Raw genomic sequence first — 25,236 nt, 5'->3', positions numbered from 1 at the left:
GCCAACCGGGCAATAAAAAAGCACCGCACTGGCGGTGCTTTTTTATTGCCCGCGCGTCAGGGCTGGCGCTGGCGATCTTCCGGGTAGGCGTACATCACATGCTGTTGCCGCACCTCGCCAATCACCGGTACGTCCAGCTCGATCGCCTCGTGGTCTGTACTGGAAAACGGTTTGCGATAGGTGGTAATCAGGCCGGCAACCGGCTGTTTCAGGTTTTCCAGCGCTTGGTGAATGGCCGGGCCATCGGTATGGCCAGCCTGCCGGATGGCTGCGGCCAACAGCAGCATGCTGTCGTAGCCCTGGGCGGCAGAAGGGGGCGACGGGATGCGCAGGCCGCCGTTCGCCTTCAGGTAGCGGTTGATGAACTGCAGGCGCAGCGGGGTGTTGCCGTCCTGAATAAAGGTTTGCACCATGCGCGCCCCTATGGCATTGGGCCCGGCATTATCGATGAAGTTGGACATAGACAGCGTCCAGCTGCCAATGATGGGAACGCGCCACTCCATCTGCGCCAGCGTATTGGCGATTTGCGCCAGCTCGGGCCCGATGGTGTAGGTCAGAATGCACTGCGCGCCGGCTGCTCGGGCCTGTTTCAGGTAAACGCTCATGTCCAGCTCGCCATTATTGAACTGGTTGACGCTGACGGGCTTCATGCCTTTTTGTGCCAGGGCTTTCAGTAAGTCCTGTTTACCCAGCCGGCCATAGTTGCTGTTGTCGCTCAGTACCGCCACACGGCTAAAACCACGGCGTAGCGCTTCGCGCACGATCAGCGGCGCCTGCAGGCTGTCGGATGCCGCCACGCGGAATACATAGTTGGCCGCATGGCGCGGCGGGGTGAATTGCTGGGTAATGATGCGGGCCGTGGCGACGGCGGTGATGGCGGGGATGCGCGCCTGCTGATAGCGTATTTGCGAGGCCAGCGCCACGCCGCTATTGGCAAAGCCTACGCTGGCTACCACGCGCTGTTTGTCTATCAGCTCGCTGGCAATGCGCAGCCCCAGCTCCGGGCGGCCACGGTCGTCACGCTCTATCAGCAGTATTGGCCGCCCCAGCAGGCCACCTTGGCGGTTGATGTCTTCTGCCGCCAGGCGTATGCCGTTGCGCATGGAGAGGCCCATGGGGGATGAGCCGCCGCTGAACGGGCCGGACAGGCCGATGCGGATAGGCTCCGCCGCGTGGGCACTGGCCAGCGTCAACAGGCAAAGGCTTAACAGACGGCGCACGGGCTGCTCCTGATGGCATTATCGCTAGGGGGCGCTTATTATCGCATTCCATCGACCCCTGCGGCCAACCCGTCTTGCCCATGCGCACTTCCCGCTTCTATACCTCGCTGCGGCGCAGCCCGGTTTACCGGCTGATGCCCAACAGTACCATCGTGCTGTTTTTCCTCACCATGGCGGTGATGCTGTGGACGCTGGACGCGCGCGAGAGCGAGCAGCAGCGTACCGACCTGGCCAAGGACACGCTGTGGGCCGAGCAGACCATGCGCTTGCGCATGGATGGCCACCAGGCCGAGCTGGCCCAAATCGCGCGCGATATCGGCCGCGAAGAGCTGGATGAAGAGAGCTTTCTGGTGCAGGCCTCGCAGTTTCTGGGCAATACGCCAGAGATGGCGGCCGTGGTGCTGGCCGATGCCAGCTATATCGTGCGCTGGGTGGCACCGTATGAGGAATCCGGCCTGTCGGCCGGTGCCGGTATTTCCGGGCAGCGTGTCAGCGCCTATCTGGCGGCGCGCAACGACGGCCACCCGCGTTTTAGCGAGCCCTACCAGAGCGAGGGCGGCGACTGGCGCTTTGACCTGATGGTGCCGGTATACCGCGACACGCAGTTTCGCGGCATGGTGATCGGCATTTATCAGGCGGGGGCGTTTGTACGGCGCGTGCCGCCGTCCTGGTTTGCCGAAAAATACCATCTGGCACTGCAATCCGGCCGCCTGACGCTGGCGCGTAATGCGCAGAGCCAGCCGCCGCTGGGGGTAACGCAAAGCATTCGCCTGGGCGGCACATCGCTGGCGCTGGTGGCCCGCCCGGTGCGTGGCGATGTCAATAAAAACCGCTTGATCCAGCTTGGGCTGATTACCGGTTTGTCCGTGCTGACCCTGCTGTCACTGTTTAGCCTGTCACGGCATATCCGCCGCCGTATCGAAGCCGAGCGCGAGCGCGACAGGGTGTACAAGCTGTCCAGCGAGTGGCTGGGGGTGATGCGAGAAGATACTACCCTGCTGCACATCAACCCGGCGTTTTTGCAGGGCTTGGGCTATAGCGCCGAGCAGCTGCAGGGCACCTCGTTTTTGAATTATGTCGACCCGCAGCAGCGCGAGCCCACCCGCCAGCTGATTCGCCAGCTGCTGGAAGCCGGCAGCGTAGACCGCTACGTGGAAACGCGCATGTTCAGCCGCGATGGCCGCGTGTTGTCGCTGGCCTGGGCCATGAGCCCGCTGCTGGATGCCGGCGTGCTGTATTTGTCCGGCCGTGACATTACCGCCGAAAAGCAGGCCGAGCAGGCGCTGCGCCACGAGTATATGTTCCGCAAGGCCATGGAAGACTCGCTGGTCGTCGGCATCCGTGCCATCGATCTGGATGGCCGGATCAGCTATGTGAACCCGGCGTTTTGCCGCATTACCGGCTTTAGCGAAGACGAGCTGATTGGCCTGCGCCCACCGTACCCGTACTGGTCGCCCGATGTGGCGCAGCTGAACTACGATGCGCTGCGCCAGACGCTGTCGGGCGATAACAGCCACCAGCTGTTCGAGTCGGTAATGCAGCGTAAGAATGGTGAAAAATTCTACGGCCAGATGCTGATTTCGCCGCTGATCGACGCCGACGGCGTGCATACCGGCTGGATGGCAGCCCTCACCGATATGACCGACAAGCGCGAGGCGCAGCAGCAGCTGGAGGCGGCCAACGAGCGCTTTATTGCGGTGATCGAGGGCCTGGATGCTGCGGTGGCCGTGGTGCGGCCCGACACCCAGCAGCTGCTGTTCTGCAATAAACGCTACCGCCAATGGTTGGCCGCAGCCAGCGAGGAGCACGAGTACGAATACTGCGACCTGCGCCTGCGCCAGATGCTGCAGCACGCCAATACCGACCAGGAGCTATGGCTGGACGACCCGGGGCGCTGGTTCCTGCTGCGTAGCCGCCCGGTGCGCTGGGTGGATGGCCATAATGTGCAGATGCTGATCCTGACCGATATCACCGAGCAGCACGACGCCGAGCAGCGCTACGCCGAGCAGATGCAGAAGCTGCAGGCCACCTCGCGCCTGATTACCATGGGCGAAATGGCGTCCACGCTGGCGCACGAGCTGAACCAGCCGCTGTCTGCCATTGCCAACTACCAGGCCGGCTGTGTCGAGCGGCTGCGCCAGGGCAAGGCCACGCCGGAATCGCTTATCCCCGTGATGGAAAAAATCACGGCCCAGGCCGAGCGCGCCGGCAAGATCGTGCGCCGCGTGCGCGAGTTCGTGAAGCAAAGCGAGCCGGTACGCAAAGAGGCCGAGGTGGGCGACATTATCGAGGCGGCGCTGGCGATTGCTGAAATAGAAGCGCGGCGGCTGGGCAGCACCATCAATGTGCATCTTGCGGCCAACTTGCCGTCGGTGCACGTGGACCCCATCCTGATCGAGCAGGTGTTGCTAAACCTGGTAAAGAACGGCATGGAAGCCATGCAGCAGCTACCGGCCGACGAGCGCGAGCTGGAAATCAGCGTGCAGCGCCAGCACAGCAAGCGTATCGAGGTGGCCATTGTGGACCGCGGCCATGGCGTGCCGGACGCGCTGAAGTCGCAGCTGTTCGATGCCTTCTTTACCACCAAGCGCGACGGCATGGGCATGGGCTTGAATATCTGCCGCTCGATTGTGGAGTTTCATCAGGGTCAACTCTCAGTGGAAGATCATCCGTTGGGTGGTACTATTTTCCGTTTCACATTGCCGGTGTTTGAGCCATGACCGTAGCCAAGAACATACGCATCCATATCGTGGACGACGACGAGGCCTTTCGCGATTCCTTGCTGTGGCTACTGGAAAGCCACGATTACAGTATTGATTGCCACGATAGCGCCGAAGGCTTTCTGCACAGCTACCGCCCGGCTCAGGGTACGGGCTGCCTGATTCTGGATATCCGCATGCCGGGCATGAGCGGGCTGGAGCTCTATGACGAGCTGCAGGCGCGCGGCAATACCTGGCCGGTGATCTTTATTACCGGCCACGGCGACGTGCCCATGGCGGTGCAGGCAGTCAAGCGGGGCGCGCATGATTTCCTGGAAAAACCGTTCAATCAGGAAGCCCTGCTGGCAGCGGTAGACAGTGCGCTGGCCAGTGCGGCCAACCAGGCACAAAGCGCGCAGGAGGCCGGCCAGTGCGAGGCGCGCCTGGCTACGCTGACCACGCGCGAGCGCGAGGTGCTGGAGCGGGTGATTGAAGGCAAGATGAACAAGATCATTGCCGACGACCTGGGCATCAGCATCAAAACGGTGGAGGCGCACCGTGGCAAGATGATGGACAAAATGGGGGTACGCTCGATTGCCGATCTGGTGCAGACGGTGGTGGCTTATCGCCAGCAAAAAGGGCGCGGCATCTAGGTTTTCCCCAATAGTGGGGCGCGGCCGCTTGCCGCACAATGCTCCGGCATCCCCTTGATGCGTTGCGTTTTGTCGCTATACCGGCCCGTGGGCGGGTAAGGACATTTGAAGTTCACCCGCCTGCTGGCGGGTTTTTTTTGGCCGCTACGGGCGGTCTTGCCAGACCAGCTGGCCATGGCAGGCTTCGTTCAGATCGTGCTGCAGCGCGTCTGCGGCCTGCGCCGGCAGGCTGAATTGCAGGGTGACGTTGGCCGCATGCTGTACCGCCAGCAGCGTGGCATCGTGCTTTTGCAGCAGGCGCCGAGCCGTACCTTCCAGCGCATAGGGCAGGCTGCAACCTAAGGTCAGCATGGCGACTTGTTCTTCGCGCGCGCAGTGTGACAGTGCCTGGGCCACGGCGTCGGTATACGCCCGTACCAGCCCGCCGGCCCCCAGTTTTACCCCGCCGTAGTAGCGCACCACCGTGGCCAGTACGCCTTCCAGCTGCTGGTGTCGTAGCACATCCAGCATGGGGCGGCCTGCCGTGCCGGAGGGTTCACCGTCATCGTTGGCCGCAGAGTGCCCACCTGCCAGCATTGCCCAGCACACGTGTGCCGCACCGGGGTGGGCAGCTTTGAGCTCGGCCACCCGCTGCAGGGCGGCGGCGCGGCTGGGTACCGCCTCGACGCAGGCAATAAAGCGGCTTTTCTTGATATCCAGCTCGGCATGGCCAGGCTGTGGCAGGGTAAACGGCATGGTGTGGGGTGGGGTAGGAGGGCTATCGGGGCGGCATGATAACAAGCCGCGCCCTAGCGTAGTACGTATTCCACTTCTACGCGGCTACCGTTTTCCAGATAGCGCACGCTGCGGCACAGCCGGTTTACCAGTGTGATGCCGCGGCCGTGCAGGGCGGTGTTGTCTGGCTCGCTGTGCAGGAAACGCGCGGCATCAAACCCCTGGCCACTGTCGTGAATGCAGAGTTTCAGGATGGGGAAGTCTTCGCCGGTAACGTGCGACATGGCCACTTGTATCCAGCCGTGCTGTAGCCCGAACAGCTTGCCTGCGCGCTTCATCAGGTAGCTGGTGAAGCCGGTGCTGGAATGCTTTTCGCTGGAATCCAGCGCCAGTACGCCGTGGTCCAGCGCATTGTTGAACAGCTCGGTAACGATGAGCAGCAGGTCGCTGAGCTGGGCTTCGGATAGCCCGATCTGGTTGAGCCAGCCTAGCAAGGTGGCCATGCCCAGCTCCTCGCGCAGCTCTTTGGGGCCAAAGTCCAGGCGCAGCTCCCAGTTGCTTAGCTGGGTAAACACGGTGCCTTGTGCTGCCGGGGTGGCCGGGCCGATGCTGGCGGTGCAGGGGGCCAGTACCAGCGAGATGTCGTCGGCGTTTTCATGGCCGCCCAGGTGCGCCAGCACCCGTTCGCGCAGCGGGGCAAGGGCGGGCTGGCCAGGCGGGCTGGCCAGCATGCTGCACAGGGCTTCCAGTGACAGGGTGTCGTCCTGGGTGCCTTTGGCTTCGGTCAGGCCGTCAGAGCAGATCATCAGCCGGCCTGGCTCGGACCAGCGGTAGACATCCACGCTGGCATCAAAGTCCATATTGCGCAAAATGCCCAGTGGCGGGTTGCTGGACTGGAACTGTTTTTCGATCTGGCCTTGCTCGTTCACAAAAGCAGCAAACGGGATGCCACCATTCCACACGGTAACGGTTTTTTCCTGCGGGTTGATGGCGGCCAGGGTGGCGGCGACAAAGCGGCCAACCGGCAGGTGCTGCTTGAGTTTTTTATTGATCTCGCGCGCGATGGCATTAATGCCGAAGCCTTTTTGCGTCATGGCGTAAAACACCGTGGCAGCGGGCAAGCAGGCGATGGCAGCCGATAATCCGTGGCCGGTACTGTCGGCCAGCATGATGTGCAAGGTATCGGTCGGGGAGCGTGCGGCGGTAATGATGTCGCCGCTAAACTGTACGGCAGGCTGTATCCATTGTTCTATGCCGGTCTGGCTGCGGTCGCCGTACAGGTTGTGCAGCACGTGCTCGGCCAGCTGCTGTTCCATTTCATTGCTGTGGTAGTAGGCTTCCAGGCGCTGCGCATCGTGGCTGATACGCTGCTGCATGTCGGCTATGCGCGACATCACGCGGATCTTGGCGGTGAGCAGCTTGATGTCTACCGGCTTGGTCAGGTAATCGTCGCCGCCGGCACCCAGGCCGGCCAGCATGTCTTCCTGTTCGATCTTGCCGGTCAGGAAAATAATGGGAATCCAGCGCTTGTTGAAACGCTCGCGAATGCGGCGGGTGGCTTCCAGGCCATCCATCTGCGGCATGATGACATCCATCAGGATCAGGTCGGGCAGCATGGTTTCGCAGCAGGCCAGCGCCTGGGCGCCGTCTTCAGCGGTAACAACATGGTGACCCAGTGCCTGAATCAGGCGGCTGACTACCAGGCGGTTGACATGACTGTCATCGACTACCAGCACGTTCAGGGTTTGCATTGCGGCTGGCTTTCAGTCTATTTCAAAAAACTTGTCGAACTTGGCGATGGCGAAAATCTGGCGAACCACAGGTTTGGCGTTACTGATCAGCAGGCGCTGAATATGGCGTTCTTCTACCTGGTCGCGCAATACCAGCAACATGCCCAGTGCCGAGCTATCCAGATGGTCTACTTCCATCAGGTTGATTTCTACCGATTTTACCCCCGGCTGCGCCAGCACGGCTTTGCAGGCATCACGGAATGCGCCATGCTGAGCAAAATTGAAGTGCCCGTGCACCTGGATGGTGGCTTCTTGCTCCCGGATATGAAACGTGACAGACATGGTTGGCCTTTGCTTGGTTGGTCGTGGCGGCTGGCAAGGGTAAGGGGTATGCGGTATGGTTATTGTATGCATTCGCCCGTGTATTAACCAGCCTTATCGTTACAACGTGCTGCCTCTTGCTACGGGCTCGGTGAGGCATACAATGTTATCTATACAATAAGCTGCGTTGCGCAGGGTGCATGGTCTAATACTAGAGAGGATCATCGCGCTGTGTGGCAAATAATTCGAGGGGAGACTATGTCTCACAAAAAGCAGGCCTTTTTGCTGGGCCTTGCCCTGTTTGCCGTATTGATATGGCACATATCGGCGGCTTTGCTGGCACAGCAAGGGTGGTTGGCCGCATTACTGCATAGCGGGTTTACTTGCCTGTTGCTGTTGGTTGTCGGCGTGTGCATGCGGTCGGGGCAGGCGCAGCAGCGTGACGAACGGGCAGGGGAGCAGGGGGCTGCGTGGCAAGAGACCGAGCCGCTGTGGCAGCAGCTACAGCAAGCGTATGTCGAGCAGTGCCAGCAGCTGGATGGGCAGCTACAGGAAGCCAACCGCTTGCTGCAAGATGCCATCGGGGGGCTGCTGGATAGCTTCAGCAGCATTACGCGCCATGCCAAGGCGCAGCAGGATATCGCCATCAGCATGATTGGTGCCGGGGAGGGCGGTAATAACCAGCATACCGCCAGTTTCGAGCGCTTTGCCCATGACACCAATGCCACGCTGGAAATCTTTGTGGAAAATACCTTGCGTACCAGCCAGGTGAGCATTGTGCAGGTCAACCACATGACCGAGATCGATGAAAAAATCCGCAGTGTGCATGCCTTTCTGGCGGATATCGACGGTATTTCCAAGCAGACCAATATGCTGGCACTGAATGCCGCCATCGAGGCGGCACGGGCGGGGGAGGCCGGGCGCGGGTTTGCCGTGGTGGCTGACGAAGTCCGTGCGCTGTCACTGCGTACGCATGATTTTAACGAGCAGATCAGCCAGACCATTTTATCGGTGCAGAAAATGGTGGAGGAGGCGCATGCCAGTATTGCGGACCTGGCGTCGCATGATATGAGCTATGTGCTGGAGGCCAAAATGCGTGTGCAACACACGATGGGCCAGATCAACGAGCTAAGCCAGGGGATGGCGGGGGCGGTTACCCAGCTTAACGGCATTGCCGGGCAGGTGGAGCACAGTACCAATGTGGCTATTACCTCCTTGCAGTTCCAGGACCGCCTGAGCCAGCTGCTGGGCCGTGCCGGGCAGTGCGTGTCTACGCTGCAAGCTTTGCAGCAGCTGGCGCCGCAGCTACTGTCGGCATCGGGTAGTGGCGAGACTTTGGCCGCAACGCGCGAGCAATGCCGGCTGCAATTGCAAGCCCTGCGCCAGCCGCCGCCGGCCGAGCAGCCTGCCAGGCATCATGATATCGAATTGTTTTAGGGTGTTTGTGTGAGTACGTTGCCTGATCTGGACTACCACGCCGCGCTGGCCAATATGGCGGGCATGGTAGAGCTTTACTGCGAGGCGCTTGCGGCTTTTTTGCAAGAAGCGCCGCTGCTGATGCAGCAATACCGCGAGCACTGGCTGGCGGGCGACTGGCCGGTGGCGCGGCGCGCGGCGCATTCACTCAAGAGCTCCGCTGCCGTCATGGGTGCGCTGGCTTTATCGCAAGCGGCCAGGTATCTGGAGCAACTTGCTACCGCAGAGGACGGCAGCCAGCCCGTGCTGGAGGCGGCATGGCTGGCGTGCATGCAGGCCTGGCAGCGTTTCACCCAGGCGGTTGCGGTTTATTTGCCGGCCTGAGTGGCGGCGATGTGCCGCAGCAGCATGTCGCGCAGGTCGGCTATGGCGAAGGGTTTGCCGATATGGTCGTTCATGCCGGCTGCCAGGCAGTTGGCGCGGTCGTCGTGCATGGCATTGGCCGTCATGGCAATAATCGGTAGCTGTGTTTCACCCAGGGTTTGCCGGATTTCCCGCGTGGCAGTCAGCCCATCCATCACCGGCATTTGCAGGTCCATCAGTACCGCATCGTAGCGCGGGTTCATGTTGGCTACGGCATGCACGGCCAGCTCACCGTTTTCTGCAATATCAATCTCGGCCCCTTCTTTGCTGAGCAAGCCCTTGGCTACCAGCCGGTTGGTGGCATTGTCTTCCACCAGCAGCAGCCGCAGCCCGGCTAAGGGGGCGATCTGTGGCTGTGCGTGATGGGTGGCCGGCGCCGTATCGTCGGGGGTGGCCAGCTGTGCGAACTGCAGCTGATCGACGGTTTCTTTCAGCATGCTCTGGGTGAGCGGCTTCACCAGAAAGCCGGCCAGCAAGCTGCGTTCGCGGTCTGATTTTGCGGCCAACATATCTCGCCCGTGGGCAGTGACCATCACCATTTTTACCTGGCTGTCGTAGCGGCGCAGCTCGCGGCAGCTGGCCCAGCCGTCCAGGCCCGGCATTTGCCAGTCAATCAATACCAGCTGGTACGGTAGCGGTTTGCCTGCCAGGCTGGCCAGCATGCTCACCAGTTGTTCGCCACTTTCCAGGCAGCTGGCGTGCCAGCCTAGCTGGGCCACCATGGCGGCGGTGGCTTCGCGGGCGACGGGGTTGTCGTCCACGATCAGTACTGACAGGGCTTTGCCGGCGGGGATGACGGGCTGCTCGTTCAGGGTGGGGGGCACGGCCAGGGTAAGCTCAAAGCTGAAGCAACTGCCTTTGCCGGTCTGGCTGTCTACGCTGATATCGCCACCCATGAGTTGTACCATGCGCTGGCTGATGGCCAGCCCTAGCCCTGTGCCGCCAAAACGGCGGGTGGTGGAGGTTTCGGCCTGGCTAAAGCTGTGGAACAGCTTGCCCAGCTGCTCGCTGCTGATGCCGATACCGGTGTCGTGCACGCTGAACAGCAGGGTGGCGCTTTCCCGGGTGCGGGCTTGCAGCGTGATACGGACCAGCACTTCGCCGGCCTCGGTAAACTTGATGGCATTGCCGGCCAGGTTGAGCAGTACCTGCTGCAGCCGCATGGCATCGCCGGTAAGCCAGGGGGGAATTTTGGCATCCACATTGAAAATCAGCTCGAGCGGCTTGTTCAGGCTGGTGACCGACAGGATGACCGACAAGTTGTGCATGAGCTGGTCCAGGCGGAAGGGCTGCAGGTCCAGGGTCATTTTGCCGGCTTCTACCTTGGAAAAATCCAGGATGTCATTCAGTAAGCCCAGCAGCGAGCGTGCGGCGGCTTCGGTCTTGTCCACATAGTCTTGCTGCTCTACGGCCAACGGTGTGTGTTGCAACAGCTGCAGCAGGCCCAGTATGGCGTTCATCGGGGTGCGGATTTCGTGGCTCATATTGGCCAGAAAGCGGCTCTTGGCCTGGCTGGCTTGTTCGGCCTGATGCTTGGCTTCTTGCAGCGATGCTTCGTGTACCTTGCTGGCGGTGATATCACGGCGAATGGAGACGTAGCGTTCTATTTCGCCCTGGGTAGTCATGAAGGGGGCGATGATGCTGTCTACCCAGTACAGGCTGCCGTCTTTGTGGCGGTTGCATACGTCGCCACGCCAAGGTTGGCCGCGTGCCAGCGTTTGCCACATGTGCTGCCAGAAGGCCGGCTCGTGCACACCGGCATTCAGTAGCTTGTGGTCCTGGTTCAGTAGCTCGGGCAGGGTGTAGCCGCTGATGTCGGTAAATGCCTGGTTGGCACTGATGATATGGCCGCCTGGGTCGGCAATGGACACAATAAAGTGCTGCTGGATGATGTCGTGTACGGTTTGGGTTTCCAGCAGCGCATTGTGCAGGTCGTCCTGGATGGCCTCTTGCAGGGTGATATCACTTTCAATCGCCATGAAACCTTCCAGGCGCTGGTGTTCGTCGTGCAGTGGCTGGATCTCCAAGGCTACCCAGTAGTCGCGGCCAGATTTGTCCCGGTTCAGCAGTTTGCCTTGATAGGGCTGCTCTTGTGCCAGCGCCTGGCGGATGCGGGCAATGGCGGCCTGGTCGCTATCTGGCGATTGCAGCAGTGTGCCGGGCCGTTGCCCCAGCACTTCTTCCAGGGTGTAGCCGGTTAGCCGGGTAAACCCCTCGTTTACCCAGGTAATACGCCTGTCGGTATCGGTAATCACAATGGCGTTGGTGGTATGCCGGGCTACCTTGGCGAGCAGGGCCAGGTCTTTGGTCATGCTGGCTGCCAGCTGCTCGGCCCGCTGTTTGTTATGCAGTAGCAGCCAGCTGGCCAAGCCTGCCAGCACGCTCATGATAAAGCCGGCGATGGCAACGATGGCGAGTGTGTCACGGTTGATGCTGGCAGCGGCAAGCAGCAGACCAAACAGCGTGACGCCAATACTGATGGCCTGGATGTGTGGCGCATGCGGGGCGGTGGGGCTGGCGGGCTGCTGGCGCAGGCGAGTGTCTATACGCCATATCAGCAGCGGGCTGGCTAGCAGGGTAAGCAGCAGGCCATCGAGCAGGGTAGCGGGTATCTGGCCCAGCACTGCGGGTAGCGCTGGCTGCAGCAGCATGGTTGCCAGCTTGGCAATGCTGATGATCAGCAGCACTTCCATCAGCACCAGCAGATAGAAGGTGGTTTTCTTCTGCATGGTAGCAGGCCCCGCTAGCAGTATGGATATATCGATATACTAGCGTATGCCAAGTCGGTGTTGCACGGTGCCGGCAGTATTTTGCTGGTTTAGCTGGCTAGCTGGCATTTGACCTGGTGCCAGTCTTGCCAGGCTTTGGCTTTTTCGCCCGGGCTGCGCAGCAGGTAGGCCGGGTGGAAGGTCACCAGTAAAGGGCGGCCATGTGCATGGTGTAGCTGCTTGCGCAGGGTGCTGATCGGTGCCTGGCTGTTGAGCAGGGTGTGGGCGGCAAAGCGGCCGAGTGCCACAATCAGGTCGGGCTGTATGGTATCGATTTGCCACTGCAGATAGCTAGCGCAGCTGGCGATTTCGGCCGGGGCCGGGTTGCGGTTACCCGGTGGGCGGCATTTCACCACATTGCAGATATAAACATCTTCCGTGCTGTGGATACCGGCTGCGGCCAACATGTTTTCCAGCAGCTGGCCGGCTTTGCCGACAAAGGGCAGCCCTTGGCGGTCTTCCTGTTCGCCGGGGGCCTCGCCAATAATCAGCAGGCGTGCCGTGGGGTTGCCACGGCCAACCACGACATTGTGCCGCGTCTTGGCTAGCTCGCAGCGCTGGCAGGCCGCCACGTGCGCATGCAGGCTATCCCAGTCTTGTATCGGCAGGGCATCCGGCAGTTTGGCCGGCCGGGTGGCTTCTTTTATTTCAAACGGTATTTCAACCGGGGCAGGGGTGGCCATGGCGGCTGGGCTTGGTGGCGTGGCTACCGTGACGATGGCTGCCGTTTCTGCTATAGGGGCGGCCAGGTTTGCAGGGCTGTCGTGTATATCGGGTTCGCCACGGGGCCGCCATAGCGGGCTAAGGCCCATTTCCTGCAGGACAAATGCACTGCGGCTCATAGGGTAGCTTTCATCAGGATGGCGTCTTCGCGGCTGCCATCGGCGTGGCGGTAGTAAGCTTTACGCGTGCTGTACTGGATAAAGCCGGCACGCTGATAAAGCTGCACGGCAATACGGTTGCTGGCGCGTACTTCCAGAAACAGACAGCTGGCGCCGTGTTGCCTGGCCTGCTGCTGTATGTAGCGCAGTAGTTGGCCGCCCAGGCCTTGCCCTTGGTGGCTGGCGTGGATAAAGAAGTTCTGCACATGCGCTTCGTCCAGCACCTGCATCAGCACCGCGGCACCTAGCAGTACATTATCCTCCTGCATGAGCCAGACGGTGTCGTGCTCGCTCTCCAGTGAGCCGGCATACAGGGTGCTGCTCCACGCGTGGGGCGTGCTGTCTGCCTCGGCACGGGCTAGCCGGTGGGCATCTGCCGGCTGGGCGCGGGTAAAGTCAGCCACGTTTCTGCTCGCGTTGCTCGCTGGCGGTCAGGGCAATCTTGTTACGCACGTAGAGTAGCTCTGCACTCATGCTGGCCGGGTAGCGGGCAGGGTTTTCGCGGTACAGGGCGATATAGTCACTGGCTTGTGGCACCACATGGCAGGCAGGCAGGTCGTGCGGGGGGAGCAGGTTGACGGCATCTCCTGCAACAGCAGTGATGCCATCCAGCTGCACTTGTTCTGCTTTTACCACGCTGATTTCGCCATGGCACTGGCCATGCAGGTAGTGCGCAGCATAGACCTCGCCCATACGGGCATCGATGACGGCCAGGCCGCTACCTTGTGGCAAGCTGCGCGCGATGGCGTCTAGTGTGGGTATGCCGATGACCGGCAGGCCGGCGGCCGTTGCCAAACCCATGGCGATGCCGGCGGCAATGCGCAGGCCGGTAAAGGCCCCTGGCCCTTGGCCGAACAGGATGGCATCCAGCTGTGCCAGGCTGACGCCGTTATCGCTTAACAGCTGGTGGATGGCTGCCAATGCATGGTCGGAATGGCCTTGTTTGACGCTATGGTGCTGGCTGTGTATGCCCTGCGGCGTGGCGAGTGCTACTGACAGGTTCTGGTTCGAGCAATCGATGGCAAGTAAATTCATCAGGGTAAGTCAAAGTCCGAGTTCTTCTACCCAGGCCAGGGCAGAGGTGTGAAGCTGGTTCAGCTGGTCCGGTGATAAGGATAGCTGGTAGGCCAGGTTAGGCAGGGATGGGTCACCTACCTCCAGTGCCATGGTCAGGCGGAATAGCAGGCTCAGGCCGCCAGTCTGGTCGGCCAGCACCTGGTGGATTTCTGCCGGCAGGCTGATGTGCTCCAGAATGGTGGGCATGGGCATGTCAAAAATCACATCCAGCAGCGAGAACATGCCGGCGATAAAGGCATTATCGCAGTGTTCGGTCGTAAAACCGGTTTCTTGCGCCAGTATTTCCATCAGGCGTGCGCGGATCACGGCGGTTTTTTGCAGTGCCGGTGCCAGGTGGTTGCTTTCGTTGCTGGTTACCAGCAGCAGGGTTAGCCAGCGGTATAGCTTCTGGTAGCCCAGCACGGTCACAGCATGGCTAAACGAGCTGATGGTGGTGTTCAGGCCAGCGGCAGCAGAGTTGACATAGCGCAGCAGTTTGAACGACAGGGCCACGTCGGTTTTCAGTACGGCTTCGATCTCGCGCACGGGCGCGTCGGCGCGTAGCAAGTTCAGCAGCTTCAGCGTATTGCTAAACGACGGGTGGATGACTTTGGCCGACAGGGTTTCCGGCCGCGCAAAATAATAGCCCTGGTAACCATCCATGCCCAGATCCCGGCACAGGTGGTAGTGCTGGTAAGACTCGATGCGTTCGCCAATGCGAATAACCGGGTAGCTGCGCAGCCGTGCAGCCTGCGTCTGGAACTGGTGCTGTGTCTGGCTTTGTACGTCCAGCTTCACATAGTTGGCCAGCTCCAGCAGGGCGGCAGACGGGGCATCAAAGGAAAAGTCGTCCAGTGCTATGCCAAAACCCAGCGAGCGCAGGTAGCGTACGCGTGATACCACCTCGTTGGTGGGCTGAATGTTGGCCGCCAGGTCCAGTACCACGCGGCGTGGGGGCAGCAGCTCCAGAAAATCACTGGTCAGCATGGCTTCGCCCACATTGATGAAGGCCAGCTTGTTACCGATCAGCCAGTTGGTACCCATATTGTTCAGGGCGTTTACCAGCACCTGGGTGTCTGCTTCCAGAGGGGCATGAGGGGTTGCGCTAGCGGCATCGTCGGCACGACGAAAAAGCAGCTCATAACCTATGAGCTGCTGATTCCTGTTCAGTACAGGCTGACGTCCCAGAAAGGCGGATGTCGACATGGTAATTTTCTTAGTAAGAGAAGTTGTCTGCGTTTCTCAGCATGATGCTGCCGTTGGCAGAGGAGTCCATCTGGCCTGCCAGCAGGTCTTCCATGTCCAGAACCAGTACCACAGAGCCATCACCAGACAGGGTGGCACCCGCCACGCCTTTCGGGCGGATATTCTGCAGTGGCTTGATCACCACATCGTCGCGGCCAACAAATGAATCGACCGCCAGGATGAACGACTTCTCCGCAGACTGCATCAATACGCCGAAGTTCGGCTTTTGTGTAGGCTGCCAGTTCAGCAGGCCGGACAGGGTTTTCAGCGGCAGGATTTCGTCGCGCACCACGATAGTGGGGCGGCCGGATACTTCCTGAATGGCAGTGGTGTCGATCGGAATGATCTCGCGCACCATGGCCAGCGGTACCGCAAAAGGCTGGTTGCAGGCACGAACAACCAGTACCGGCAGAATCGCCAGGGTCAGCGGCAGCGAAATGCTGATGCGTGTACCTTCACCCTGGATGGAGTTGATGTCGATGCGGCCGTTCAGCTTCTGGATGTTGGTACGTACCACATCCATGCCCACACCGCGGCCGGATACGCTGGAAATCTGGTCTTTGGTAGAGAAGCCCGGCAGGAAAATCAGCTGCAGGCATTGCTTCTCGTCCAAGGCGTTGGCCGTTTCCGCATCGATCAGGCCCTTGGCAATAGCCTTGCGGCGCAGTACCTCAGGGTTCATGCCCTTGCCGTCATCGGTAATCTCGATAACGATATGGTCGCCCACCTGCTCCGCCGTCAGCTCGATCAGCGACTGCGGCTTTTTGCCCATGGCAATACGTTCTTCGGCCGACTCCACACCGTGGTCAACCGCATTACGCACCAAGTGCACCAGTGGGTCGTTCAGATCCTCGATCATGGTCTTGTCGAGTTCTGTTTCTTCACCGGTAATCACCAGCTCGACTTCTTTACCCAGTTGGCGGGCCAGGTCTCGTGCCAGGCGCGGGTACTTCTGGAACAGGCGGCCGATAGGCTGCATGCGCGTTTTCATTACCGCGTTTTGCAGGTCGCTTACCAGCAAGTCCAGCTGACTGATGGCTTCGTCCAGCGAGCGCAGCGTATTGGTCTCCATATTGCCCTGGAGAATCTCGGTACGCAGCGTGGTGAGGCGGTTTTTGGTGAGGCCGATTTCACCCGACAGGTTCAGCACTTGATCCAGACGAACGGTGTCGATGCGGATGGTGTTTTCCTGGCCGGAAATCGGGCCGCCAGTAGACGGTGCCGGTTTGTTTTGCGGCTTGGGCGCAGCAGGTACCACAGCGGCAGGAACATGGGCTGCCGGGATCAGCTCAGCCGGGGCGCTTTCCACCACCATGGTGGCGGCAGCGGCCATATCCACCGGGGCGGCGGCTGGTGCATTGACGGCAGCAACATGCTGCTCTGTGCCGGTCACAGCCTGATGCAGCGCTTCCCAGTTAGGTTCATTGCTGTTTGCTGCCGGTGTTGGCGCTGGAGCTTGAACCTGTACCACCGGCGCAGCTGGCGCGGCGGCAGGTGCTTTCACGGCGGCCAGATTGCCGGCGAGTGCAGCATCCAGTGCGGCCAACATGGCTGGGTCCGGGTTTGGCGGAGGCAGGCCTTGGGACAGTACGGTGAACATGTCACGTACCGCGCCGGTGGCATCCAGAATCACGTCCATCAGCTCGGAGGATAGGCCCAGCTCGGAGTTGCGCAGCTTGTCGAACAGGTTTTCTGTCCGGTGGCAGATCGTCACCATTGGTGCGACATTCAGGAAGCCCGCACCACCCTTGATGGTATGGAAACCGCGGAAGATATCATTGAGCAAGGCGCGGTCATTCGGCCTTTTTTCAAGTTCTACCAGCTTGTTATCCACATCGGAGAGTAGCTCGGTCGACTCGAGTAAGAAATCCTGCAGAAGTTCTTCCATTCCGGCGAAGTCGCTCATTTTTGCTTCCTTTGTATGTCGACTTAATGCGTGTTCTTGGAGTATGACCTAGAAACCAAGACTATCCAGCAAATCATCTACCTGTTGCTGGTTGGTTACTACATCGGTGCGGCCATCGGGGTTGACTACCGGGCCATTCAGCAATTCTGTGTTCAGCTCCAGCTTGCGCTCGGCAGGCAGGTACTCTATCAGCACGGTCAGCAGCTCGGACTCCAGCGTTTTGACCATTTCCATGACTTTTTTGATGACCTGGCCGGTCAAGTCCTGGAAGTCTTGCGCCATCACGATTTCCAGCAACTGGTTGCTGGTAGCGTCGGTTTGTTTCGGTACCAGTGCCAGGTAAGCCCGGGTGTCCTGTGCGAGGGTTTTGAATTCCTCGGTGGATAGCTTGTTGGCGTAGAGTAGTTCCCAGCGCTGGTTCAGCTGGTCTGCGCGTGCTTGCAGGTCGTCCTGAATAGGCTTGGCAATGTCGGTGGCGTTCAGTACGCGCTCTGCCGCATTGGCGGTCAGGGTGGCAATGTAGCCCAGACGATCTTTTGCATCCGGAATGGCATCCGCTACACGCTCCAGCGATTTGTCGTAGCCAAGCTCGCGCAGGGTGTCGTGCAGTTTGCGAGTCATCTGGCCGATCTGCGCATACATGCCCATGACTTGCTCTTGTGACATTTCGGCTGGTGCACCTGCAGCAGGTGCACTGGCTACCGCATCATCACTGCGTTGCTGGGTAGCTGCAATGCTGTCAAAAAGTGCTTCCAGTTCTGGAGAGTCGCCACTTTCAAGAAGGTGATCAGACACGATTACTCCTCCTCAACCGCTCTATGTTCGCGATGTAGATGTTATTTGTTTAGGTTCTGGAAGATTTTGTTCATCTTTTCTTCCAGAGTGGCGGCAGTAAACGGTTTGACGATATAGCCGCTAGCGCCTGCAGTGGCTGCCTCAATGATGTTTTCGCGCTTGGCTTCTGCGGTAATCATCAGGAAGGGCAGGTGTTTCAGTTGCGCATCGGCACGAACGGCACGCAGCAGCTCGATGCCCGTCATGTTGGGCATGTTCCAGTCGGATACGATGAAATCGAAATGCTGTGTTTTCAGCTTGTGTAGCGCAACCTGGCCATCTTCGGCTTCATCCACGTTGGTGAAGCCGAGTTCTTTCAACAGGTTGCGTACGATACGTCTCATGGTGGAGAAGTCGTCCACCACGAGGAAACGGAGGTTTTTATCTGCCATTGGCGTTGTCCTGACCAAGTATTGGTGTTTAACCCGCTATTTTAGCGTTGCAGGAACGGAATTAAAGTATCTGCGAGGATTGCGGGGTCAAATTTTGCAACATAGGCATCTACGCCGACGCTGGTGCCCATGGCGCGGTTGGCGTTGGACGATAGTGAAGAGTGCATGACAACCGGGATGCCGTTAAAGCGATGGTCGGATTTGATCAGCTTGGTCAGTACATAACCGTCCATCTCGGGCATTTCAGCGTCTACCAGAATCAGTTTCAGCGTGTCGTGCAGGTTTTCGTTGTCAGACCAGTTACGGTTGGCCAGCACCTGCAGCTTGTCCCAGGCTTCTTTGCCGTTGTTTGCCTGATGGTATTTCAGGCCCATTTTGTCCAGTACGCTGCTGATTTCCTTACGGGCAACAACCGAGTCATCCACAAAGAAAACGTACTGGTCTTGTTCCAGTGCAGCGGTCGGAATATCTGGCACACGGGTTTCGCCCACCACGCTAGCCAGAATCTGTTCTACGTCCAGAATGGATACCAGCTTGCCGTCTTCCAGCTCGGTCACTGCCGTGATCAGCGTTTGCTGCGTGGTGCTCATCACGTTTTCCGGCGCGCGTACCTTGTCCCAGTCTACGCGGATGATGCGGTCAACCGAGTCCACCAGGAAGGCCTGGGTGCTCTTGTTGAACTCGGTCACGATCATGGTGCCGTAGGTGGTGGTGTCGGTTTCACAGCCGATAAACTTGGCCAGCGAGATGACCGGAATGATGTTGCCGCGCAGCGACAGCACACCTTCCACGCCGAATGGCATGTTAGGGGTGCGGGTAATGAACGGGGTTTGCGATACTTCGCGCACCTTGAACACGTTGATGCCGAACGTTTCCCGTGTTCCCAGCGAGAACAGCAGGATTTCCATTTTGTTTGACCCCGCCAGCTTGGTGCGGGCGTCGACACTGGCCAGAAGGGATGCGTCAGATGCTGCCATGGCTATTCCTTGTTTTTCCAGAGATTATTCAGGTAGCTCAGATTTTCAGCATCTCGCGAATTTTCATCGAGAGCTTCTGCGGTTCAAACTTGGATACATAGGCGTCTACGCCTACCGATTCGCCCAGTTTCTGGTTGGACTGGCCCGACAGCGACGAGTGCATCAGTACCGGGATACCGGCAAAGCGCGGGTCGGACTTGATCATCTTGGTCAGCATGTAGCCGTCCATTTCCGGCATTTCCACGTCGGTCAGTACCAGGTGCACGATGTCGCAGAGTTTGCGGCCTGCCAGGTCTGCCTGGCTGGCCATGCGCTGCAGGTCGTCCCAGGCGCGCATGCCATTGATGGAGTAGGCGTATTTGACTTGCATGGCCTGGAAGGTGCGCTCGATCTGCTTGCGTGCTACGGCAGAATCGTCGGCAAAGTACACCATGCGCTCTTCTTTTAGTGGCTCGATATTCACAAACTGATGTTCGTCGCCGTACATGGCGGTTTCGGCCAGTACTTTTTCCACGTCCATCATCATCACCAGGGTGCCCGCATCCAGCTCGGTTACCGCTGTTACCAAGCCGCCCATGCGGTTGGTAATCATGTCTGGCGGTACGCGCATGGCGGCCCAGTCCAGGCGCAGGATGGTGTCTACCGCTTCTACCAGGAAGCCCTGAGTGTGGCCGTTGTATTCGGTCACGATCATGATTTCAGGGCGTTTGTCCGAAATGATGCCGGCGTACTTGGCCAGGTCAATGACAGGGACCAGGCTGCCGCGCAGACTTACCATGCCTTCCACCGAGGCCGGCATTTCCGGTGCCGAGGTAATCTCCGGCGTGCGCATCACTTCCCGAACCTTGAACACGTTAATGCCAAAGGTCTCCTTGCGGCCTGTGCGCTGGTCTACGCCTAGGGAGAAGAGAAGGATCTCCAGTTTGTTAGTGCCGGCCAGCTTGGTGCGGGCATCAATTTTTTTAAGTAGTTCAGACACGGAAACCTCCGGAGGTTGGCTGTCGTTCAACGTGGTCACTGACAATACTATTCATACGCTGTCCGCGGAAAAAGGCCAGGGTAAGTTTGCTTGCCCCTGTACATCGGCAAGATGCCGCGGATGTCACTTGTCCATTATCATACTGTTCAAGCATGTTTTACAAATGGATGTGTCGCAATTGCATGGGGTTTTACGAATGAAAGCAGACGAAGGTCAACTTCGCAGTGCGCTGGAGCACTTCAATAGTGTGACGGATGACCTGATTCAAGCCTATCAGTTGCTGGAGGCCCAGGTGGCCGAGCTCAACGTAAAACTGCAGCTGGCCAATGATGAGCTGGTCGCCAAGTCTGCGGCCAACGAGCAATTGGCCGCACGCCTGTCCACCTTGCTGCAAGTCATGCCGGCCGGGGTGGTGGAGCTGGATGATGCCGGGCATGTAGTGGCGATGAATGCTGCGGTTCATGGCTGGCTGCCGGATGTGCAATGCGGCCAACCCTGGCAGCTGAGCGACCACTTTCACGAGAGCGAGCGCGATGGTGTGTATGTGCGCCGCGAAGATGCCATGCGGTTTTTTACGGTGGTGGCCTGCCCACTCCCCGGCGCGGGGTCGTTTTTGTTGCTGGTGGATGTCAGCAATCTTCACCAGCTGCACCAGCAGCTGGCACAGCAGGAGCGGCTGGCGGTAATGGGCCGCATGGCAGCCTCGCTGGCACATCAGATCCGTACGCCGCTGGCCACCGCCTTGTTGTATGCGGCCAACTTGCAGCGCGATGATTTGCCGGTAGAGGGCCGCAGCCGCTTTGCCGGCAAGGTCATGAACCGCCTGCAGGCGCTGGAGGTACTGGTACAGGATATGCTGCGCTTCGTGCGCGTTGGCCCGGTACGGGATGGGGCCGAATCCATACAGCTATCATCGGTGCTGTCCGAGGTAGAAGCCATTGTGCAAGCCCAGCTTGCCAGCAAGCAGCTACAGTGGCAGCCAAAAGTCGGGGCTGATGCCGTGGTGTCCGGTGGGCGTTCAGACCTGCTGGGCGCCCTGGTGAATTTGCTGGAAAACGCCTGCGAACATGCGCCAGCAGGTTCTGCGGTGGGGCTGGAGGCTGAACTGCAGGGTAATTTTTACGTCATTCGGGTAATTGATCAGGGCGCTGGCGTGCCCGAGCAGGTAGAATCCCAAATCTTTGACCCTTTCTTTACCACAAGAGCAAATGGTACCGGTCTTGGCCTTGCCATTGTCAAGCGCGTGGTCGAGGATATGAAAGGGTCAATTACGTACAAGCGTGATGACCGGGGCACGGTTTTTGAACTGCGGCTACCGGTTGTGCAATCAATACAAACAACTTGATGAGGAATGTATGAAGCCCATCGTAAAGGTAGAAGGCAAGACCGGGATTATCTTGCTGATTGGCCAGTTTGATTTCAATGTTCACAAAGACTTTCGTGCCGCCAGCCAGGAGCTGCTGGAAAATCCGGAAGTAAGCAGCATTGATGTCAACTTCGAGCAGGTGCCCTATCTGGATAGCTCTGCATTGGGCATGCTGCTATTACTCAAAGAGCGTGCCGGTGCTGCCGGCAAAGACCTGGCGCTGGTGAACTGCAAAGACACCGTGCGCCAAGTGCTGGAGATTGCCTGCTTTACCAAGCTGTTCACCATTCGTTGACCCTGGCTAGCCCGCTTTTGCCTGCGTCGCAGGTTTAGTAGCAAACAGCGTGCTATTGTCAGACAGCTTGCGAAGAAATCTGTTGAATGCGCTTGGTTTCATGCATGACATTGACTAAAGTGGCGTGCATGGGCTAATACGTATAGAAACATGGTGGCTTTGCAGGCTTTTTCGTTTAAATTGTGTGCATACTTAATCTAGATGGATTGCTGAGTCTATGGCTAAAAGAATTCTAACGGTGGACGACTCCGCCTCGATTCGCCAAATGGTCGCCTTTACCCTGAAAAGCGCCGGCTACGAAGTTGTCGAGGCTTCTGATGGCAATGCCGGGCTTTCCAAGGCGCAAGCAGGGCAGGTTGATCTGGTGCTCACCGACCAGAACATGCCTGGCATGGACGGCCTGACGCTCATCCGCTCGCTGCGCCGCCTGCCTAACTACGCTTCTGTTCCCATTCTGATGCTGACGACCGAGTCCAGCGACCAAATGAAGGCCCAAGGCCGTGCCGCCGGTGCCACCGGCTGGCTGGTCAAGCCCTTCGACCCCCAGAAGCTGGTAGACGTTGTACGCCGCCTTGTTGGCTAACCATCAGAAAATCACTTTCAGGGGGCGTCCATGACTTTTGACATGTCGCAGTTTCATCAGGTGTTCTTCGATGAGACTGCTGAGCACTTAGTCAATATGGAATCGCTTCTACTGGCGATCAACGTACAGCAGCCAGAGTCCGAAGACCTCAATGCCATCTTCCGTGCAGCCCACTCCATAAAAGGCGGCGCGGCCACATTCGGGTTTAGCGACCTGGCCGAGCTCACCCACGTGCTGGAAAACCTGCTCGACAAAGTGCGCAAGAACGAGCTGCCGCTGAGCCGTGACATTGTTGACGCCTCCTTGCTGTCCGGTGACCTGCTCAAGGAAATGCTGGCATTTCACCGTGGTGACGAGCCGGTAGACGAAGCGCGCATTGCCGTACTCAAGCAAAAGCTGGAGCAGTTGTCGGTCCCCGGTGCGGTTGCTGTGCCATCACCGCAGGTGGCCCAGCCGGCTGCGGCTGTGCCTGGCCGTTTGCATATTGAAATCTACCCCCCCGTTGCCATGGCGGTTGATGAGCTATGGCAGCGTTTGGCTGCTCTGGGTAGTCTGCAGATCATGCAGGCGCTGGACGAACAAGCCGACCCGGTGATCCCCGCCCTGGCTTTGCTGAGCACAGAATCGCCTTGCGATGATGTGGTGGAAATGCTCGCTTTTCTGCTGCCACCCGAGTCATTCAAGGTGGTGGACGATGTCACGCTGGAAGATGACGGCGTGGGCTTCTTCTCGCTGCCTGTCATGGCACCCAGTGGTGATATTGCGTTTGAAGAAGACGGTTTCGGCCTGTTTGCCCCCTTGCCAGCCAGCACGGCCAGTCATAACGCTGACATTGCTTTTGAAGAGGACGGCTTTGGCTTGTTTGCCCCGTTGCCGGTAGCGCCAGCCAGCGGTAAGCCCGATGTCGCTTTCGAAGAAGACGGTTTTGGCCTGTTCGAGCCATTGGCCACTGCGCCGGCTGTTGCCCCGGCGCCGAGCGCACCCATGCCTGTTAAAGAGGTGGTACGGCCAGAGGTGCGAGCCGCTACCGCCGTGGCGCCGGGCGCGGGTGAGAACTCCATTCGTGTCAGTACCGACAAAGTTGACCTGCTGCTTAACCTGGTGGGTGAGCTGGTCATTACCCAGTCCATGCTGATGCAGTATGGCTCGGCGCTGGATTCGGTAGAGCATGAAAACCTGCTGAACAGTATCTCGCTGCTGCAACGCAATTCGCGCGAGCTGCAAGAAGCCGTGATGTCTATCCGCATGATGCCGATAGCGTTTGTATTCAACCGCTTCCCGCGTGTGGTACGAGACCTGGCTGGCAAGCTGGACAAGCAAGTCGAGCTGAAAATGGTGGGTGAAAACACCGAGCTGGATAAAGGCTTTATCGAGAAGCTGTCCGACCCGCTGACCCACCTGGTGCGTAATAGCCTGGACCACGGCATCGAGTCGCCCGAGCAGCGCCGTGCCAAGGGCAAGAAAGAAACCGGCCTGCTGACCCTGCGAGCCTTTCACGAAGGCGGCAGCATCGTGATCGAAGTCACCGACGACGGCGCAGGCCTGCGCCGCGACAAGATCTTGTCCAAGGCACGTGAAAGTGGCCTGCCGGTATCCGACACCATGAGCGACACCGAGGTGTGGGCGCTGATTTTCGAGCCGGGTTTTTCTACCGCCGCCGAGGTCACCGACGTATCCGGCCGCGGCGTAGGCATGGACGTGGTGCGCAAGAATATTGTGGCCATGGGCGGGCGTATCGATATCAGCAGCATGGTGGACATTGGTACCACCATGACTATCCGCCTGCCGCTTACCCTGGCCATCATGGACGGCATGTCCATCAAGATTGCTGACGAAACCTATGTTTTGCCGCTGAACTACATTCTGGAGTCGCTGCAGCCCAAGCCCAGCGAGATCAAGACCATCGCCGGGCGTGGCCAGGTGGTGAGTGTGCGCGGCGAGTATCTGCCTATTATCAGCGTAGCGGAGTACTTCACTATCGATGCCCCGCCTACGCAGCCGGACAAGTCCATTCTGATCATTGTGGAATCCAGCAGCCAGAAAGTAGCACTGATGGTGGACGAGCTGCTGGGGCAGCAACAGTTTGTGGTGAAAAACCTGGAGGCCAACTACCGCAAGGTAGAAGGGCTGTCCGGTGCCACCATCATGGGGGATGGCCGCGTCGCGCTGATTCTGGACGTGGCGGCGATTGTCCGCATGAATTTACAAAAGGCGCACGGTGAGTTACTCACGGCGCAGCTTCATTAACAGGTGCTAGTAATGGGTGTGGCCACCATGGACGCTAACAATAGCAGTGATACCGACAAAGCCCGGCGTGAATACCTGGTGTTTGCGCTGGGTAAGGAAGAGTACGGTATTGATATTCTGAAGGTACAGGAAATCCGCGGCTATGACGCGGTGACACGCCTGGCCAAATCACCCAGTTTTATCAAAGGCGTGATCAATCTGCGCGGGCACATCGTGCCCATTGTGGATATGCGTATCAAGTTTGATGTAGGCAACGTTATCTATAATGACTTCACTGTGGTCATTATCCTGAACGTGCTCAACCGCACCGTCGGCATGGTGGTGGATGGTGTGTCGGATGTGATCGAGCTGTCCGGTGATGATATTCGCCCGGCGCCGGAGTTTGGTGCGGTGATGAATACCAACTACATCCAGGGCCTGGGTGTGGTAGGGGAGCGCATGATCATCATGGTGGATATCGAGAAGCTGATGAGCAGTGACGAGATGGCGTTGATGGATGCGGCTGTTGCGGCCAACGTTTAACACAGGGGA

The 25,236-nt window shown here is 59.0% G+C and carries 23 protein-coding genes; 9 read left to right on the top strand and 14 right to left on the bottom strand.

The window, feature by feature from the left end; genetic code table 11:
• Positions 1-56 precede the first annotated feature (56 nt).
• Positions 57-1,220: an ABC transporter substrate-binding protein gene (locus FLQ44_RS13000; RefSeq protein ID WP_240801273.1), complete on the bottom strand. Its 1,164-nt coding sequence runs from the start codon at positions 1,218-1,220 to the stop codon at positions 57-59.
• 80 nt (positions 1,221-1,300) lie between these two features.
• Here FLQ44_RS13000 and FLQ44_RS12995 point away from each other — a divergent pair, with 80 nt between their 5' ends.
• Both FLQ44_RS12995 and FLQ44_RS12990 read left to right on the top strand, forming a co-directional pair.
• Positions 1,301-3,940, top strand: a complete 2,640-nt coding sequence (locus FLQ44_RS12995; protein ID WP_147694730.1) for a PAS domain S-box protein — start codon at positions 1,301-1,303, stop codon at positions 3,938-3,940.
• On the top strand, positions 3,937-4,572 hold the full coding sequence (locus tag FLQ44_RS12990) for a response regulator transcription factor (RefSeq protein ID WP_147694729.1): 636 nt from the start codon (positions 3,937-3,939) through the stop codon (positions 4,570-4,572). The genes FLQ44_RS12995 and FLQ44_RS12990 overlap by 4 nt, the downstream gene beginning before the upstream one ends.
• A 144-nt stretch (positions 4,573-4,716) precedes the next feature.
• Here FLQ44_RS12990 and FLQ44_RS12985 read toward each other — a convergent pair whose 3' ends face one another.
• From FLQ44_RS12985 to FLQ44_RS12975, 3 genes are read right to left on the bottom strand one after another with little or no spacing between them, the layout of a single operon-like run.
• Entirely contained in the window at positions 4,717-5,307 is a 591-nt protein-coding gene (locus tag FLQ44_RS12985) for an IMPACT family protein (protein ID WP_147694728.1), read from the bottom strand.
• 53 nt (positions 5,308-5,360) lie between these two features.
• A complete protein-coding gene (locus FLQ44_RS12980) occupies positions 5,361-7,037 on the bottom strand; it encodes a SpoIIE family protein phosphatase (protein WP_147694727.1) in 1,677 nt (558 codons plus the stop codon).
• Between the two features lie 12 nt (positions 7,038-7,049).
• A complete protein-coding gene (locus tag FLQ44_RS12975; RefSeq protein WP_170252971.1) occupies positions 7,050-7,358 on the bottom strand; it encodes an STAS domain-containing protein in 309 nt (102 codons plus the stop codon).
• A gap of 237 nt (positions 7,359-7,595) precedes the next feature.
• Here FLQ44_RS12975 and FLQ44_RS12970 point away from each other — a divergent pair, with 237 nt between their 5' ends.
• Together FLQ44_RS12970 and FLQ44_RS12965 are read left to right on the top strand one after the other, a co-directional pair.
• A complete protein-coding gene (locus FLQ44_RS12970) occupies positions 7,596-8,774 on the top strand; it encodes a methyl-accepting chemotaxis protein (RefSeq protein WP_147694725.1) in 1,179 nt (392 codons plus the stop codon).
• Positions 8,775-8,783: 9 nt separating this feature from the next.
• A complete protein-coding gene (locus tag FLQ44_RS12965) occupies positions 8,784-9,137 on the top strand; it encodes an Hpt domain-containing protein (protein WP_206208868.1) in 354 nt (117 codons plus the stop codon).
• Here FLQ44_RS12965 and FLQ44_RS12960 read toward each other — a convergent pair.
• From FLQ44_RS12960 to FLQ44_RS12915, 10 genes are all read right to left on the bottom strand, one after another.
• The gene (locus tag FLQ44_RS12960) at positions 9,122-11,905 is read right to left on the bottom strand and encodes a response regulator (protein WP_147694724.1); all 2,784 of its coding nucleotides are present in this window, start codon (positions 11,903-11,905) and stop codon (positions 9,122-9,124) included. The genes FLQ44_RS12965 and FLQ44_RS12960 overlap by 16 nt on opposite strands.
• 89 nt (positions 11,906-11,994) lie before the next feature.
• Positions 11,995-12,786 (bottom strand): uracil-DNA glycosylase, encoded by a 792-nt coding sequence (locus tag FLQ44_RS12955; RefSeq protein ID WP_147694723.1) that lies wholly within the window; start codon positions 12,784-12,786, stop codon positions 11,995-11,997.
• Positions 12,783-13,229, bottom strand: a complete 447-nt coding sequence (rimI, locus tag FLQ44_RS12950; protein ID WP_147694722.1) for a ribosomal protein S18-alanine N-acetyltransferase — start codon at positions 13,227-13,229, stop codon at positions 12,783-12,785. Before rimI ends, FLQ44_RS12955 begins: the two co-directional genes overlap by 4 nt.
• Positions 13,222-13,860: a tRNA (adenosine(37)-N6)-threonylcarbamoyltransferase complex dimerization subunit type 1 TsaB gene (gene tsaB, locus FLQ44_RS12945; RefSeq protein WP_147694721.1), complete on the bottom strand. Its 639-nt coding sequence runs from the start codon at positions 13,858-13,860 to the stop codon at positions 13,222-13,224. Before tsaB ends, rimI begins: the two co-directional genes overlap by 8 nt.
• A gap of 9 nt (positions 13,861-13,869) precedes the next feature.
• Complete coding sequence (locus FLQ44_RS12940; RefSeq protein WP_147694720.1) at positions 13,870-15,087, bottom strand: EAL and HDOD domain-containing protein; 1,218 nt, start codon at positions 15,085-15,087, stop codon at positions 13,870-13,872.
• Positions 15,088-15,097: 10 nt separating this feature from the next.
• The gene (locus FLQ44_RS12935) at positions 15,098-17,032 is read right to left on the bottom strand and encodes a chemotaxis protein CheA (protein WP_147694719.1); all 1,935 of its coding nucleotides are present in this window, start codon (positions 17,030-17,032) and stop codon (positions 15,098-15,100) included.
• Between the two features lie 48 nt (positions 17,033-17,080).
• Positions 17,081-17,827, bottom strand: a complete 747-nt coding sequence (gene cheZ, locus FLQ44_RS12930; protein ID WP_147694718.1) for a protein phosphatase CheZ — start codon at positions 17,825-17,827, stop codon at positions 17,081-17,083.
• Positions 17,828-17,868: 41 nt separating this feature from the next.
• Positions 17,869-18,258, bottom strand: a complete 390-nt coding sequence (gene cheY, locus FLQ44_RS12925) for a chemotaxis response regulator CheY (RefSeq protein WP_147682375.1) — start codon at positions 18,256-18,258, stop codon at positions 17,869-17,871.
• Positions 18,259-18,299: 41 nt separating this feature from the next.
• Positions 18,300-19,235, bottom strand: a complete 936-nt coding sequence (locus tag FLQ44_RS12920; protein WP_147682374.1) for a chemotaxis protein — start codon at positions 19,233-19,235, stop codon at positions 18,300-18,302.
• A gap of 37 nt (positions 19,236-19,272) precedes the next feature.
• Entirely contained in the window at positions 19,273-20,214 is a 942-nt protein-coding gene (locus FLQ44_RS12915) for a chemotaxis protein (RefSeq protein WP_147694717.1), read from the bottom strand.
• On the opposite strand from FLQ44_RS12915, the gene FLQ44_RS12910 reads away from it, so the two are divergent.
• From FLQ44_RS12910 to FLQ44_RS12890, 5 genes are all read left to right on the top strand, one after another.
• Complete coding sequence (locus FLQ44_RS12910) at positions 20,165-21,559, top strand: sensor histidine kinase (protein ID WP_240801280.1); 1,395 nt, start codon at positions 20,165-20,167, stop codon at positions 21,557-21,559. The two genes, FLQ44_RS12915 and FLQ44_RS12910, sit on opposite strands and share 50 nt — an antisense overlap.
• Before the next feature lie 10 nt (positions 21,560-21,569).
• On the top strand, positions 21,570-21,875 hold the full coding sequence (locus FLQ44_RS12905) for an STAS domain-containing protein (RefSeq protein ID WP_147694715.1): 306 nt from the start codon (positions 21,570-21,572) through the stop codon (positions 21,873-21,875).
• Positions 21,876-22,113: 238 nt separating this feature from the next.
• The gene (locus tag FLQ44_RS12900; protein ID WP_240801272.1) at positions 22,114-22,458 is read left to right on the top strand and encodes a response regulator; all 345 of its coding nucleotides are present in this window, start codon (positions 22,114-22,116) and stop codon (positions 22,456-22,458) included.
• Positions 22,459-22,488: 30 nt separating this feature from the next.
• Entirely contained in the window at positions 22,489-24,705 is a 2,217-nt protein-coding gene (locus FLQ44_RS12895) for a chemotaxis protein CheW (RefSeq protein ID WP_147694714.1), read from the top strand.
• A gap of 12 nt (positions 24,706-24,717) precedes the next feature.
• Positions 24,718-25,227 (top strand): chemotaxis protein CheW, encoded by a 510-nt coding sequence (locus FLQ44_RS12890; protein WP_147694713.1) that lies wholly within the window; start codon positions 24,718-24,720, stop codon positions 25,225-25,227.
• Positions 25,228-25,236: the final 9 nt, after the last annotated feature.

It is taken from the genome of Vogesella mureinivorans (assembly GCF_007644035.1).
In the GTDB taxonomy this organism is placed as follows: Bacteria; Pseudomonadota; Gammaproteobacteria; order Burkholderiales; family Chromobacteriaceae; genus Vogesella; species Vogesella mureinivorans.
This window is presented reverse-complemented; position numbering and strand designations above follow the sequence as displayed.

What these genes read in the sequence shown, in the direction of transcription:
- cheY (WP_147682375.1), bottom strand. Translation starts at nt 18,258, where the DNA reads ATGGCAGATAAAAACCTCCGTTTCCTCGTGGTGGACGACTTCTCCACC.
- FLQ44_RS12970 (WP_147694725.1), top strand. Translation starts at nt 7,596, where the DNA reads ATGTCTCACAAAAAGCAGGCCTTTTTGCTGGGCCTTGCCCTGTTTGCC.
- FLQ44_RS12905 (WP_147694715.1), top strand. Translation starts at nt 21,570, where the DNA reads ATGAAGCCCATCGTAAAGGTAGAAGGCAAGACCGGGATTATCTTGCTG.
- FLQ44_RS12990 (WP_147694729.1), top strand. Translation starts at nt 3,937, where the DNA reads ATGACCGTAGCCAAGAACATACGCATCCATATCGTGGACGACGACGAG.
- FLQ44_RS12895 (WP_147694714.1), top strand. Translation starts at nt 22,489, where the DNA reads ATGACTTTTGACATGTCGCAGTTTCATCAGGTGTTCTTCGATGAGACT.
- FLQ44_RS12955 (WP_147694723.1), bottom strand. Translation starts at nt 12,786, where the DNA reads ATGAGCCGCAGTGCATTTGTCCTGCAGGAAATGGGCCTTAGCCCGCTA.
- FLQ44_RS12890 (WP_147694713.1), top strand. Translation starts at nt 24,718, where the DNA reads ATGGGTGTGGCCACCATGGACGCTAACAATAGCAGTGATACCGACAAA.
- FLQ44_RS12980 (WP_147694727.1), bottom strand. Translation starts at nt 7,037, where the DNA reads ATGCAAACCCTGAACGTGCTGGTAGTCGATGACAGTCATGTCAACCGC.
- FLQ44_RS12960 (WP_147694724.1), bottom strand. Translation starts at nt 11,905, where the DNA reads ATGCAGAAGAAAACCACCTTCTATCTGCTGGTGCTGATGGAAGTGCTG.
- tsaB (WP_147694721.1), bottom strand. Translation starts at nt 13,860, where the DNA reads ATGAATTTACTTGCCATCGATTGCTCGAACCAGAACCTGTCAGTAGCA.
- FLQ44_RS12940 (WP_147694720.1), bottom strand. Translation starts at nt 15,087, where the DNA reads ATGTCGACATCCGCCTTTCTGGGACGTCAGCCTGTACTGAACAGGAAT.
- FLQ44_RS12975 (WP_170252971.1), bottom strand. Translation starts at nt 7,358, where the DNA reads ATGTCTGTCACGTTTCATATCCGGGAGCAAGAAGCCACCATCCAGGTG.
- FLQ44_RS12985 (WP_147694728.1), bottom strand. Translation starts at nt 5,307, where the DNA reads ATGCCGTTTACCCTGCCACAGCCTGGCCATGCCGAGCTGGATATCAAG.
- FLQ44_RS12920 (WP_147682374.1), bottom strand. Translation starts at nt 19,235, where the DNA reads ATGGCAGCATCTGACGCATCCCTTCTGGCCAGTGTCGACGCCCGCACC.
- FLQ44_RS12995 (WP_147694730.1), top strand. Translation starts at nt 1,301, where the DNA reads ATGCGCACTTCCCGCTTCTATACCTCGCTGCGGCGCAGCCCGGTTTAC.
- FLQ44_RS12935 (WP_147694719.1), bottom strand. Translation starts at nt 17,032, where the DNA reads ATGAGCGACTTCGCCGGAATGGAAGAACTTCTGCAGGATTTCTTACTC.